Annotated in this window: 14 protein-coding genes and 1 tRNA gene; 11 read left to right on the top strand and 4 right to left on the bottom strand. The window is 70.0% G+C overall.

Translation table 11 applies throughout. From position 1 onward, the window contains the following. Positions 1 to 62: 62 nt before the first annotated feature. A complete protein-coding gene (locus BLW76_RS01100; protein WP_091303968.1) occupies positions 63 to 557 on the top strand; it encodes a LysM peptidoglycan-binding domain-containing protein in 495 nt (164 codons plus the stop codon). 132 nt (positions 558 to 689) lie between these two features. Here the strand turns inward: BLW76_RS01100 and BLW76_RS01095 are convergent. Next, a tRNA-Tyr gene (locus tag BLW76_RS01095) sits at positions 690 to 771 on the bottom strand. Positions 772 to 901: 130 nt separating this feature from the next. Here BLW76_RS01095 and BLW76_RS01090 point away from each other — a divergent pair. Further along, complete coding sequence (locus BLW76_RS01090) at positions 902 to 1,393, top strand: YajQ family cyclic di-GMP-binding protein (RefSeq protein ID WP_091303967.1); 492 nt, start codon at positions 902 to 904, stop codon at positions 1,391 to 1,393. A gap of 34 nt (positions 1,394 to 1,427) precedes the next feature. Here BLW76_RS01090 and BLW76_RS01085 read toward each other — a convergent pair whose 3' ends face one another. Next, on the bottom strand, positions 1,428 to 2,090 hold the full coding sequence (locus BLW76_RS01085) for a hypothetical protein (RefSeq protein WP_091303966.1): 663 nt from the start codon (positions 2,088 to 2,090) through the stop codon (positions 1,428 to 1,430). 125 nt (positions 2,091 to 2,215) lie between these two features. On the opposite strand from BLW76_RS01085, the gene BLW76_RS01080 reads away from it, so the two are divergent. Continuing rightward, positions 2,216 to 3,340 (top strand): sialidase family protein, encoded by a 1,125-nt coding sequence (locus BLW76_RS01080; protein ID WP_091303965.1) that lies wholly within the window; start codon positions 2,216 to 2,218, stop codon positions 3,338 to 3,340. A gap of 45 nt (positions 3,341 to 3,385) precedes the next feature. After that, positions 3,386 to 4,267 carry a glucose-1-phosphate thymidylyltransferase RfbA gene (gene rfbA, locus BLW76_RS01075; RefSeq protein WP_091303964.1) on the top strand — a complete coding sequence of 294 codons (882 nt, stop codon included), beginning with the start codon at positions 3,386 to 3,388 and terminating at the stop codon, positions 4,265 to 4,267. Here the strand turns inward: rfbA and htpX are convergent. Then, positions 4,264 to 5,115, bottom strand: coding sequence for a zinc metalloprotease HtpX (htpX, locus tag BLW76_RS01070; RefSeq protein ID WP_091303963.1), 852 nt, complete (start codon positions 5,113 to 5,115; stop codon positions 4,264 to 4,266). The genes rfbA and htpX overlap by 4 nt on opposite strands. A 136-nt stretch (positions 5,116 to 5,251) precedes the next feature. Between htpX and BLW76_RS01065 the strand changes: the two genes are divergently transcribed. Continuing rightward, a complete protein-coding gene (locus BLW76_RS01065) occupies positions 5,252 to 6,220 on the top strand; it encodes a YncE family protein (RefSeq protein WP_091303962.1) in 969 nt (322 codons plus the stop codon). Between the two features lie 7 nt (positions 6,221 to 6,227). On the opposite strand, the gene BLW76_RS01060 is transcribed toward BLW76_RS01065, so the two are convergent. Next, positions 6,228 to 6,596: a YrdB family protein gene (locus BLW76_RS01060; protein WP_167384421.1), complete on the bottom strand. Its 369-nt coding sequence runs from the start codon at positions 6,594 to 6,596 to the stop codon at positions 6,228 to 6,230. A 198-nt stretch (positions 6,597 to 6,794) separates the two neighbouring features. Between BLW76_RS01060 and BLW76_RS01055 the strand changes: the two genes are divergently transcribed. Genes BLW76_RS01055 through BLW76_RS01030 form a run of 6 tightly spaced genes read left to right on the top strand, consistent with a single transcriptional unit; the run spans position 6,795 to position 13,100 of the window. After that, on the top strand, positions 6,795 to 8,027 hold the full coding sequence (locus BLW76_RS01055; RefSeq protein WP_091303960.1) for a class I SAM-dependent methyltransferase: 1,233 nt from the start codon (positions 6,795 to 6,797) through the stop codon (positions 8,025 to 8,027). A gap of 1 nt (position 8,028) precedes the next feature. Continuing rightward, positions 8,029 to 8,820: a glycosyltransferase family protein gene (locus tag BLW76_RS01050; RefSeq protein ID WP_091303959.1), complete on the top strand. Its 792-nt coding sequence runs from the start codon at positions 8,029 to 8,031 to the stop codon at positions 8,818 to 8,820. After that, entirely contained in the window at positions 8,817 to 9,464 is a 648-nt protein-coding gene (locus BLW76_RS01045) for a PIG-L deacetylase family protein (protein WP_091304066.1), read from the top strand. The genes BLW76_RS01050 and BLW76_RS01045 overlap by 4 nt, the downstream gene beginning before the upstream one ends. A 5-nt stretch (positions 9,465 to 9,469) precedes the next feature. Next, the gene (locus BLW76_RS01040; protein WP_091303958.1) at positions 9,470 to 10,489 is read left to right on the top strand and encodes an NAD-dependent epimerase/dehydratase family protein; all 1,020 of its coding nucleotides are present in this window, start codon (positions 9,470 to 9,472) and stop codon (positions 10,487 to 10,489) included. Beyond that, positions 10,489 to 11,769 carry a DUF4910 domain-containing protein gene (locus BLW76_RS01035; RefSeq protein WP_091303957.1) on the top strand — a complete coding sequence of 427 codons (1,281 nt, stop codon included), beginning with the start codon at positions 10,489 to 10,491 and terminating at the stop codon, positions 11,767 to 11,769. The genes BLW76_RS01040 and BLW76_RS01035 overlap by 1 nt, the downstream gene beginning before the upstream one ends. Positions 11,770 to 11,774: 5 nt before the next feature. Beyond that, positions 11,775 to 13,100, top strand: a complete 1,326-nt coding sequence (locus BLW76_RS01030; RefSeq protein WP_091303956.1) for an MATE family efflux transporter — start codon at positions 11,775 to 11,777, stop codon at positions 13,098 to 13,100.

The raw sequence follows: 13,100 nt of genomic DNA, 5'->3' as shown, positions 1-13,100 counted from the left end.
TATCGGACGCCCGCCGAATACCGATCATTGTGTTTGTCGAATCGGATTGGGAGGGCGAGAAAATGACAATTTATCTCCAACAACCACGCGCATACGACTTGGTGGGCAACGTGATCCAGGTCGCCGGCGTGGCAGGCGGAGCGTTCGAGGCGGCCTTCAACTACCGCATCCACGAGGGCCACGACGAGGTGACGGGCTCGTTCATGGCCGGCGACGGCACGGGTGGGCACGGCCAGTTCCAGATCACCGTCGACGTCACCGGCGCGGCTTTCACCCTGGACCGCTTGTTCGTGGACGTGTTCCACGAATCACCCAAGGACGGCGCGGAACTGGGCAAGGTGGTCGTGCCGGTGGTCTGGGGCCCGAAGATCGTCCCGGGCTACCAGAGTTACCTGGAGCACATCGTGGTGGCGGGCGAAACGCTGTGGGGAATCGCCGCCAAGTACTACGGCTCGGGCAACCTCTACCACCGCTTGGTGGCGGCCAACCCGACCACGATCCCCAACCCGAACGTCATCCACCCCGGCGACCTGATCCGCGTGCCCCAGGGCACCTGAACCCAAGGCGACCACTCCGGGGGTCCAGGGGGCGGAGCCCCCTGGCGGGGGTTTGGGGGTTCGACCCCCAAGGGACACAACAAAGAGAGCCATGTCTGCGCTTTCCGCAGACATGGCTCTCTTGCGATCGTGTGGCGGGTGAGGGATTCGAACCCCCGTAGGCAATGCCAACTGGTTTACAGCCAGTCCCCTTTGGCCACTCGGGTAACCCGCCCAGGCCGGTTCGCACCGGCCGGGGAGAAGCTTACCCAATGCCCCCGAGCAGGGGTCAACCGGGATACCCGTCGGGTGACAGGGGCTAGGCTGGGTGGCCCCTGACAAGCGAGTACGAGGTGTGAGGACACGTGGCGGATCCCTCTTTCGACGTCGTGAGCAAGGTCGACCGCCAGGAGGTGGACAACGCGCTCAACCAGGCGAGCAAGGAGCTGGGCACCCGGTTCGACTTCCGCGGCACGGGCACGACGATCAACTGGTCCGGCGAGGAGGCGCTCACGATCGAGTCCGAGACCGAGGAGCGCGCGCTGGCCGCGGTCGAGGTGTTCAAGGAGAAGCTGATCAAGCGCAGCATCTCGTTGAAGGCCTTCGAAGCCGGCGAGCCGGCGCTGTCGGGCAAGATCTACAAGATCTCCGGCAAGATCCTCCAGGGCATCGCCTCGGACAAGGCGAAGCAGATCGCCAAGTTCATCCGCGACGAAGGCCCCAAGGGCGTCCAGGCCCAGATCCAGGGCGACCAGCTGCGGGTGTCGGGCAAGAAGAAGGACCAGCTGCAGGAGGTCATCGCCCTGCTGAAGGGCAAGGACTTCGAGATCGCGCTGCAGTTCACCAACTACCGGTGACGCCGCCGCGGGCACCCGGGCTCCGGGTGCCCGCTCAGGACGGCGTCAGCGTCCAGTTCGCCTCGTAGCTGTCCACCTGCAGGTAGGCCGGCCCGCGGACGTCCCGCTCCACCTGCAGGTCGCCGATCTGGTTGAGGATCAGGTCGCGGTCCAGGGGCGATGCCATCACCCACAGCCCCACGCTGCCGCGGGTTTTCGCGGTGAACCTGATGCGGGTCACGCCCGCCGGGAGCCTCAGCACCGCGTCGCCGTGGCCTGCCGTCTCCTTGCCGCTCTCCGCCGTCGCGATGCTTCGGTGGTCCGCGATCGTCGCCGTCCAGGGGGCGTTCGCGTGGACCGTCACCCTCTTCGTCGGGCGGTCGGGGTACGTGTTCAGCCACGTCGTGCCCTTGTACGCGCCGATCGCGTTGACCAGGCCGTGCTCGCCGCCGTCGGTGTCGATGATCACGTTGGACGTGCACTTCGGGCAGTCGAACGTGAAGAACCCCACCTGGTCCGGCGGCCAGGTCGTCGTGAACTCGCCGCTGCCCGTGCCCGTGTGCGTCTCCGGCGGCACGTCACGCGGAACCGGCGGAGCAGGCGGAGCCGTCGAAGTGGGCGCGGAGCCGGACTCCGCGACGATCGTGCCGTAGCCGGTCGGCGGCGCGCACGCCGACGCCAGGACCAGGGCCAGCAGGCCGGCCAGCCGAATTTTCATCGTTCCCCCTCGGTGATCTTTCGGCGCGCGGGCCGGGAGCGTTACCCGAACGCGTGACTGCGGCCGGTGACCGTCGCCCACTCGTGTTGTAATCGCGCGATCACTGCGTGTGGAGGGGATCGGGAATGCGCCGCTTGCTGGTCTTCGTGCTGACGCTCTCGGCCGTGGCCTCGCTGCTGACGCCGGCGAGCGCGGCCGAGCGCCGGCAGCTCGTCCCCGGCTTCGGCGCCTACCCGCGGCTGATCCGGCTGGAGAACGGGCGCATCATCGCCACCCTGACCAGCGAAGACGCCGGCGGCAAGTTCACGCCGGTGCTGGAGAGCACCGACGAAGGCGAGTCGTTCCACCAGATCGGCGCGATCCGCGACCCCGACGGCCGGTCCGGCATGTGCTGCGGCACCGTCTACGAACTGCCGGAACGCGTCGGCAGGCTCCGCGCCGGGACGTTGCTGTGGGCCGCGTCCTACCGGCAGGACGCCGGGCCGCAGCGGCGCATCGGGATCCGCGTCTGGGCCAGCAAGGACGCCGGCCGCTCGTGGACCTTCCTGTCCGAGGCCGCGCGGTCGCACAACATCGACGGCATCTGGGAGCCCGAGTTCACCGTCGACGCCGGCGGCACGCTCTGGCTCCACTTCGCCGACGAGACGCAGGCGCCGAAGTATGCGCAGGTGCTCAACCGGGTCGCCTCGACCGACGGCGTGAACTGGGGCACCAAGCAGCTCACCATGGCGATCCCGCCCGACCGCGTCCGGCCCGGCATGCCGATCATCCGGCGGCTGCCCGACGGCCGCTACTACTTCGCCTACGAGATCTGCAACTTCCGCGACCGCTACTGCGACCCGTACTTCAAGATCTCCGCCGACGGCGCCAACTGGGGCGACCCCGCCGATCCCGGCACCCGCGTCGACACGGCCACCGGCAATTACTTCCAGCATGCGCAAACCGTCACGCTTTTCCCCGGCGGCCCGAACGGCGTCCGGATCGTCATGGTCGGCCAGATCTACACCAACGCCAAGGGCGTCCCGCAGCCGCTGAACGGCCAGGTGCTGCTGGCCAACGACGACTTCGGCAGCGGCCACTGGTACGAACTCCCTGCTCCCGTGCACATCACCGGCATCCGCAACCACTTCTGCCCCAACTACTCCTCGACGCTGCTGCCGGTCGACGACGACCGGAGCGTGCTGGAGATCGCCACCGAGGACAACGGCGGCTGCAAGGCCTACTTCGGTAAGGGATCCATCTTCGAGTGACGGCCCGTAGGGTGGGCGGCGACCACGCGAAGAGGGAGGCAGTCCATGAAGGGGATCGTGCTGGCCGGAGGCAGCGGGACACGCCTGCACCCGATCACCCAGGCGGTGTCCAAGCAGCTGCTGCCGGTCTACGACAAGCCGATGGTCTACTACCCGATCTCGGTGCTGATGCTGGCCGGGATCCGCGAGATCCTCGTCATCTCCACCCCCACCGACCTGCCGATGTTCCGCAGGCTGCTGGGCAACGGCGACCAGTTCGGCGTCACGTTCTCCTACGCCGAGCAGGCGAGCCCGAACGGCCTGGCCGAGGCGTTCGTGATCGGCGCGGACTTCATCGGCGACGACGACGTGGCGCTCGTCCTCGGCGACAACATCTTCTACGGCCAGGGCTTCTCCAGCCGCCTCCAGCAGGCCGTCCGCGAGCTCGACGGCTGCGTCCTGTTCGGCTACCCCGTCAAGGACCCCGAGCGCTACGGCGTCGGTGAGGTCGACGAGACGGGCAAGCTGCTCACCATCGAGGAGAAGCCGCTCAAGCCGCGCTCCAACAAGGCGATCACCGGCCTGTACTTCTACGACAACCAGGTCGTCGACATCGCCCGCGCGCTGAAGCCGTCGACGCGCGGTGAGCTGGAGATCACCGACGTCAACCTGACGTACCTGCGCCAGGACCGGGCGACGCTGGTCGAGCTCAGCCGCGGGTTCGCCTGGCTCGACACCGGCACGCACGACTCGCTGCTCGAAGCCGGCCAGTTCGTGCAGGTGCTGGAGCACCGCACCGGCGTGCGCATCGCCTGCCTCGAGGAGATCGCGCTGCGCATGGGCTTCATCAACGCCGCCGAGTGCTACGCGCTGGGCGAGAAGCTGGCGAAGTCCGGCTACGGCGACTACGTGAAGGCTGTCGCCGTGGCGGCGGGGGCGGCAGGCTAGAACCGGCGCCGCGCCATCTCCTCGAGCCGCGCGATGCGGTCGGCGATCGGCGGGTGGGTCGAGAACAGCTTGCTCAAGCCCTCGCCAGGGCGGAACGGGTTCGCGATCATCAGGTGCGACTGCGACACCAGCTGCGGCTCGGCGACCAGCGGCCGCGCCCGCGTGCCGGCGTCCAGCTTCCGCAGCGCCGACGCCAGGCCCAGCGGGTCGCCGGTCAGCTCGGCGCCGGACGCGTCGGCCTGGTACTCCCGCGACCGGCTCACGCCCATCCGGATGACGGCTGCCGCGATCGGGCCGACGAAGATCAGCAGCAGGCTGACCAGCGGGTTCCCGTCGCGGTTGCTGCCGCCGAAGAACAGCGCGATGTTCGCGAGCACGCTGATCACGCTGGCCAGCGCGCCGGCCACGCACGAGATCAGGATGTCGCGGTTGTAGACGTGCGACAGCTCATGGCCGAGCACGGCCCGCAGCTCGCGCTCGTCGAGCAGGTCGAGGATGCCGGTGGTGCAGCAGACCGCCGCGTGCCGCGGGCTGCGGCCGGTGGCGAACGCGTTGGGCGCGACCGTCGGGCTGATGTAGAGCTGCGGCATCGGCTGCCGGGCGACCTGCGCGAGCTCGCGCACGATCCGGTACATCGCGGGCTGCTCGACCTCGGACACCGGCCGCGCCCGCATCGCGCGCAGGGCCAGCTTGTCGGAGTTGAAGTAGGCGAACGCGTTCATCCCGAGGGCGACGAGCAGGCCGATGACCAGTGCCCCGCGCCCGAAGAGCCCGCTGAGCGCGACGATGATCGCCGACAGCAGGCCGAGCAGCAATGCCGTCTTGAGTCCGTTCTGGTGCCCGTGCACGCGCGCTCGCCTCCGTCCGCTGTCCCGACTGGGTTTGTCCAGTGGAAACAACGCGATCGGGGGACGCGAAGTTCCTTCACGTGGCGAGGGCGCGGGTTACGCTCGGGCAGCCAGTCGATCAGGAGCGGAGGCGCCGATGCAAGGTGGCCGGCTACCCCGGCGGACCCTGTTCGCCCTGGTCACGGCGGGTGCGGGCGCCCTCATCCTGCCCGGGACGGCACGGGCGGCGGACGTCCGGTCGCTCGACATCGGCGGCGCCCCGGCCGGGCTGGCGGTGAACCCGGTCACCGGCCTCGGGTACGTCACGGACGCCCAGGCCGGGACGGTGTCCGTGGTCGACCCGCGCGGCGCGTCGGTCGACGACGTGATCCACGTCGGCGGCGAACCCGGCGACGTCGCGGTCGACCCGAAGGCCGGCCGGATCTACGTCGCGAACCCGCCGGCGGGCACGGTGGTGGTGCTGGACGGCCGCAGCCACGAGCTGGTGAGCGTCGTCGGCGCGGGTGCCGGCGCGTCCGCGCTGGCCGTCGACGAGCAGGCGAACCGCGTCTACGCGGCCAGCGGCGCCACCGGGACGCTCGCCGTGCTCGACGGCGTGAGCTGCACCCTGGCGGCGCTCGTGCCCGGCCCCAAGCCGGGCCTCGCGGGCATCGGGGTCGACCCCGGCCGCAAGCTGGCCTACTGCGCGAGCCCCGCCACCGATTCGGTCGAGGTGTTCTCGATCGACACCGGCAAGTTCGTCGCTTCGGTGCGGGTCGGCCGCAACCCGACGGGCGTGGCGGTGCACCACCAGAGCGGCACGGTGTACGTCGCGAACTCCGGCATCCACCACATGTCCATTGTGGACGCCGCCACGCGCACCGAGCGCAAGACGGTGTTGCTGCGCAGCGAATCCTCCGCGCTGGCCGTGCACCAGGGCACGAACACGGTGTACACGAACGGCGGCCAGAACGGCCTCGCCCGCGTCGACGGCGCGGCGGGCACGCTGAGCGGCGAGCTGTCGCTGGGCGTGAACCCCGGCGACGTCGCCGTCGACCAGCGCTCGCGCACGGTCTGGGTCACCGACCCGCTGCACGGCCGGATCTTCCTGGTCCGCGATTTCTGATCGCGCGTCAGCCGTCCTTGGCGACCGCCCGGGTGAGGGCGGCCACCCCGATCCCCGCCACCGCGATCGCGAGGCCCACGACCAGCCAGCCCACCAGCGCGAGCACCACGCCGGTGACCGCGAAGAGCGCGAACTCCAGCAGGAAGCGCGCCGGTTCCGGGAGCCGCCGGCGGGCCCGCGGGGCGACGAACAGGCCCCAGAGCACGGCCGCCCCCAGCGGCAGCAGGACGGCGTCGACGATCGCCAGCACCACGCCGCTGCCGAGCTGGGTCCCGGCGAGCGCGAGGCCGCCCAGGAGGGCCAGCTCGGTGAGGAAGCGGACCGTCAGCACCACGCCCGTGAACCCGCTCAGGCGGGGAGTCGGCTCCGATTGCATCCGGCCAGCCTAGGAGCACGTCCACTGTGGACGTTACGGGGCCGGGCGAGTACGGTTGGTGATTCCCGCCACAGTTAGGCCATTCAGGTTGCGGTTCCGAATCGGTCCACCAGCGGCTCCCGCGTCGCTGTAACGACCTCCCGGCGCCGGTCGACGTGTTGGATGCACATCGCGACCGCGAGACTGGGAGCCTGGTAGATGACCACATGTCGACTCTGCGGTTCGACAAACACGGCCAGCGTCGTCGACCTCGGCGCGACTCCCCCGTGTGAGCGATTTTTGACGGCGGAGCAGCTCGACGAGCCGGAAGCCACCTTCCCGCTCCACCTGCAGGTGTGCACCGACTGCTGGCTCGCCCAGATCCCGCCGCTGATCGACCCCGACGACACCTTTACCGAGTACGCGTACTTCTCGTCCTTCTCGACGTCGTGGGTCGAGCACGCGAAGCGCTTCGTCGACGGCGCGGTCGACCGGCTCGGGCTCGGCGAGAAGTCGTTCGTCGTCGAGGTGGCGAGCAACGACGGATACCTGCTCAAGCACGTCGTCGGGCACGGGATCCGGTGTCTGGGCGTGGAACCTTCGGTGAACGTCGGACAGGCGGCGCGTGACGCCGGCGTGCCCACGCTGACGGCCTTCCTGTCCGAGGAAACCGGCCTGCAGGTGCGCGAAGAGCACGGGCCGGCCGGCCTCGTCGCCGCGAACAACGTCTACGCGCACATCCCCGACGTCCTCGGCTTCACCAAGGGCCTCCGCGCCATGGTCGCGGACGACGGCTGGGTCTCCATCGAGGTCCAGCACCTGCTCACGCTGATCGAGAAGAACCAGTACGACACGATCTACCACGAGCACTTCCAGTACTACACGGTCGAATCCGCGCGCCGGGCGCTGGCCACCGGCGGGCTGACCGTGGTCGACGTCGAGCTGCTGCCGACGCACGGCGGATCCATCCGGCTCTGGGCGCGCCCCGACGCCGTCGCGGGCGAGCCCAGCGAGCGGATGACCGACGTGCTGCAGCGGGAGAAGTCGGCCGGGCTGCACGAGCTGTCCGGGTACACCGAGTTCGCCGAGCGCGTCACCCGCGTGCGGCTGGACCTGCTGAAGTTCCTCATCGAGGCGCGCAAGGACGGCAAGACCGTCGTCGGCTACGGCGCCCCGGGCAAGGGCAACACCCTGCTGAACCACTGCGGCATCCGCACGGACCTGCTGCAGTACACGGTCGACCGCAATCCCTACAAGCACGGCCGGTTCACGCCGGGCACGCGCATCCCGGTGCTGCCCCCGGAACGGATCGAAGCGGACCGGCCCGACTACGTGCTCGTCCTCCCCTGGAACCTCCGGGAGGAACTGACCGAACAGCTCTCCTACATCGGGACCTGGGGCGGAAAGCTCGTTTTCCCGATTCCCCACTTGGAAATCGTCGAGGTGCAGTGAAGTGAAGGTCGTCCTCTTCTGCGGTGGTTACGGGATGCGGATGCGCAACGGCGCGGCCGACGACGTCCCGAAGCCGATGGCGATGGTCGGTCCGAGACCGCTCATCTGGCACGTGATGCGCTACTACGCGCATTTCGGCCACACCGAATTCATCCTGTGCCTCGGCTACGGCGCGGCGCACATCAAGAACTTCTTCCTGAACTACCAGGAAACCATTTCCAACGACTTCGTGCTCCGCAACGGGCAGGCCGAGCTGCTGTCCACCGACATCGCGGACTGGACGATCACGTTCGTGCAGACCGGCATCGAGTCGCCGATCGGCGAGCGGCTGCGCCGGGTGCGCCCGTACCTCGACGGCGACGACATGTTCCTCGCGAACTACGCCGACGTCCTGTCCGACGTCCCGCTGCCCGACATGATCGAGCGCTTCGAGAAGTCGGACGCGGGCGCGTCGATGATGGTCGTCCCGCCGCAGTCGTCGTTCCACTGCGTCGAAATGGACGAAGGCGGCATGGTCGGCTCCATCACCGCGGTGAGCGAAATGCCGCTGTGGGAGAACGGCGGCTACTTCGTGCTGCGCCAGGAAGTGTTCGACCACATCCCGGAGAACGGCGACCTCGTCGCCGACGGCTGCGCCGAGCTGGCCAAGCAGGGCCGCCTGCTGGCGTACCCGTACCGCGGGTTCTGGAAGCCGACCGACACGGTCAAGGAGCGCGCGGCGCTGGACTACGCCTACAGCCACGGCGAACGGCCGTGGGCGCTGTGGGAGCGCGCCGCCGTGAGCACCGCGTGATCGGGCTCCGGCCGGATCGGCTCGGCAGCGTCGTCGCCCTCGGCGCGCACTGCGACGACATCGCGATCGGTGCCGGCGGCACGCTGCTGACGCTGTGTTCCGCCCGGCCCGGCCTGCGGGTCGACGCCCTGGTCCTCACCGGCGGCGGTACCGAACGCGAGGACGAGGAGCGGGCGGCGCTGGCGGCGTTCTGCCCGGGCGCGGACGTCACCCTCACGGTGCTGAAGCTGCGTGACGGGCGCTTCCCGACCCACTGGGAAGAGGCCAAGGACGCCCTGGAGGACCTGCGGCGGCGGACCGACCCGGACGTCATCCTGGCGCCGCGCACCGACGACGCCCACCAGGACCACCGCGGGCTGGCGCAGCTGGTGCCGACGACGTTCCGCAACCACCTGACGCTCGGCTACGAGATCGTCAAGTGGGACGGCGACCTCGGCAGCCCGTCGGTGTACCAGCCGCTGTCCGACGAGCTCGCGGAGGCGAAGGTCCGGCTGCTGCAGGAGCACTACGCGTCGCAGCGGCACCGGCCCTGGTACGACCGCGAGGCCTTCCTCGGGCTGGCCCGGATCCGCGGCATCGAAGCCGCCGCGAAGTACGCCGAAGCGTTCTTCGTCAAGAAACTCACTCTCGATCTGAAGGGCTGAATCCGATGCGGGTGTTGCTGACGGGGCACAAGGGCTACCTGGGGACGGTGATGGCCCCGGTGCTCGCCGCCGCCGGCCACGAAGTCACCGGCCTTGACTCCGGGCTGTTCGAGGACTGCCTGCTCGGGCCCGCTCCCGCCGACCCGGCCGGGCACGTCGTCGACCTGCGAGACGTCACGCTCGAGCACGTCACCGGGTTCGACGCGGTGATCCACCTGGCCGCGCTGTCGAACGACCCGCTGGGCTCGCTCGCGCCGGAGCTGACGTACGACATCAACCACCACGCGTCGGTGAAGCTCGCGAAGCTGGCGAAGGACGCCGGCGTCAAGCGGTACATCTACGCGTCGACCTGCTCGGTGTACGGCGCCGGCGGCGACAATCTCGTCGACGAGGACGCGCCGCTGCGGCCGGTGACGCCGTACGCGGAGTCGAAGGTGCGCGTCGAAGCCGACGTCCACGAGCTCGCCGACGACGACTTCACACCGGTGTACATGCGCAACGCGACCGCGTTCGGCTACTCGCCCCGCCTGCGCGGCGACATCGTGCTCAACAACCTGACCGCGCACGCCCACCTGTCCGGCGAGGTGCTGGTGCTGTCGGACGGCACGCCGTGGCGGCCGCTGGTGCACGCCCAGGACATCGCGCGCGCGTTCGCGGCAGCGCTGACGGCGCCGAAGGAGGCCGTGCACAACAAGGCCTTCAACATCGGCACCGAAGAGAACAACGTCACCGTCGCCGAGATCGCCCAGGAGGTCGTCGAGGCCGTGCCGGGCTCGACGTTGAACATCACCGGCGAGGCGGGCGCCGACCCGCGCTCGTACCGGGTCGACTTCTCGCGCTTCCGCGCGGCGATCCCCGGCTTCACCTGCGACTGGTCCGTCAAGGACGGCGCCGTCGAGCTCATCGAGGCCTACCGCAGGTTCGGCCTCACCCGGGAGTCGTTCCAGCAGCTGTTCACCCGGCTGGCCTGGCTGAAGAGCGAGGGCGAAGCCGGCCGCGTCGACACCACCCTGCGGCGGAAGTAGTGGCGGGCCCGCAGCTGCGGACCGGGGCGGAACTGCACGCCCTGGTCGAGCGGCTGTACCCGATCTGCCGCAGCATCACCGGCGACGGCGTGCGGCAGACCCTGGACATCATCGGCGAGCACATTCCGCTGGACCGCCACGAGGTCCCGACCGGCACCGCGGTGCTGGACTGGACGATCCCGCAGGAGTGGAACATCCGGGACGCGTACGTCGCCGCCCCTTCCGGGGAACGCGTTATCGACTTCCAGGAGCTGAACCTGCACGTCGTCGGGTACAGCGTCCCGGTGCGGCAGCGGATGCCGCTGAGCGAGCTGCGGGAGCACCTGCACACGCTGCCCGACCAGCCGTCGTGGGTGCCCTACCGGACCAGCTACTACGCCCCGGCCTGGGGATTCTGCCTCGCGCAGGAGAAGCTCGGCGCCCTGCCCGACGGCGACTACGACGTCGTCATCGACTCGACACTGGCCGACGGTTCGCTGACCTACGCCGAGCACGTCGTCCCGGGCCGCGTCACCGACGAGGTCATCGTGTCCTGCCACGTGTGCCACCCGTCGCTGGCCAACGACAACCTCGCCGGCATCGCGGTGGCCGTTTCCCTGGCCCAGCAGCTGGCTTCGGCGCAGCCGCACTACACGTACCGGTTCCTGTTCATGCCGGGCACGATCGGCTCGATCACCTGGCTGGCGCGCAACGCTTCCCGGATCGACAAGGTGCGCCACGGGCTGGTGCTGGCGTGCGCGGGCGACCCGGGTTCGTTGACGTACAAGAAGTCCCGCCGCGACGACGCCGAGATCGACCGCGTCATGCAGCACGTGCTGCGGTCGCGGGAGCATCGCGTCGTCGACTTCTCGCCGTACGGCTACGACGAGCGCCAGTTCTGCTCGCCGGGCTTCAACCTCGGCGTCGGCTCCCTGACGCGCACGCCGTACGCCGGCTACCCGGAGTACCACACCTCGGCTGACAATCCGGGCTTCGTCTCGCCTGCGGCCATGGAGGACACGCTCGGCGCGCTTCTCGAGGCGTTCGCCGTCCTGGACCGCAACCGCCGGTACGTCAACCTCAGCCCGTACGGCGAGCCCCAGCTCGGCAAGCGCGGGCTGTACGACTCGCTCGGCGGCCGCAGCGACGCCAAGCAGGCCCAGATGGCGATGCTGTGGGTGCTCAACCTCTCCGACGGGTCGCACTCGCTCCTGGACATCGCCGAGCGCGCCGGCCTGCCCTTCGACATCGTCGACGTCGCCGCCCGGGCACTCCACGACGCCGGCCTGGTCAAGGAGTGAGCGACGTGGCCAACCATCGCCGTGCACCGCGCTCGATCTTCCGGTCGGGCGCGGTTCGCGCGATGGCCGGACGGTTGAGCTGGGGCCTCGGCGACCAGGCCGTGTCCAGCCTGACCAACTTCGCCGTCGGGCTGTACGTGGCCCGTTCGCTCGGCACGTTCGCGTTCGGCATCTTCAGCCTCGCCTGGGTCACCTACGGCGTGGTGCTCAACATCTCGCGCGGCCTCGCCACCGACCCGCTGATGGTGCGGTTCAGCGCGGTCGCCGAGGATCGCTGGCGCCTGGGGGTCGCCAGCGCCTCCGGCACCGCGATCGGCGTCGGCTGCGCGACCGGGCTGGTCAGCCTCGTGGCCGGCCTGGCCGCGGGCGGCCCGCTCGGCAACGCGTTCGTCGCCCTCGCCGTCGTGCTGCCGGGCCTGCTCCTGCAGGACGCCTGGCGCTTCGCGTTCTTCGCCCGCGGCGCGGGCAAGAAGGCGTTCGTCAATGACTGCGTGTGGGGCGTCGCGCTGATCCCGGCGCTGTACATCGCCGCGCAGATCCACACGGTGGTCGCGTTCGTGCTGGCCTGGGGCCTGTCCGGCGCCGTCGCCGCCCTCTACGGCGGGTTCCAGACGCGGATCCTCCCGCACCCACGCGAGCTGCTCGGCTGGCTCCGGACGCAACGCGACCTCAGCGTCCGGTACCTCGTCGAGAACGTCAGCAACAGCGGCGCGTCGCAGCTGCGCGCGTACGGCCTCGGCGCCATCGCCGGCATCACCGCCGTCGGCGCGGTCCGCGGCGCCGAGCAGCTCCTCGGCCCGTTCCTGGCCCTGCTCATGGGGCTGTCCCTGGTCACCGTCGCCGAGGGCGCGCGGGTGCTTCAGCGGGCGCCGCACCGGCTGAAGCACTTCTGCGTGATCCTCGGTGGCGGGCAGGCCGCCGCCGCCCTGTGCTGGGGCCTCGGCCTGCTGCTCCTGGTGCCCGACAGCGCCGGCCGCTGGGTGATGGGTTCGGTGTGGGATTCGGCGTCGCCGCTGATCCTGCCGGTGACCCTCGCCGTCGTCGGCGCCAGCTTCGCCACGGGCGCCGCGGCCGGCCTGCGCGCGCTCGGCGCGGCCCCCCGCAGTTTGCGGTCCCAGCTGATCGCCTCCCTGTTCTACGTCACCTTCGGCATCACCGGCGCGTTCCTCGGCGGCGCGGCCGGGTCCGCGTGGGGCGTCGCGACGGCCACCCTCAGCGGCTCCGTCGTCTGGTGGTTCCAGCTGCGCCTGGGACTGCGCGACTACATGCCGCCGGGCGCCGACGAGCCCACCGTGGTGTTCGAGCCGATCAAACAGCCGATCAAGGAATGA

Origin of the sequence: Amycolatopsis tolypomycina, assembly GCF_900105945.1 — a bacterium.
Taxonomy (GTDB): domain Bacteria; phylum Actinomycetota; class Actinomycetes; order Mycobacteriales; family Pseudonocardiaceae; genus Amycolatopsis; species Amycolatopsis tolypomycina.
Note: the sequence above shows the minus strand (reverse complement) of the source record. Positions and strands in the feature narration are given on the sequence as shown.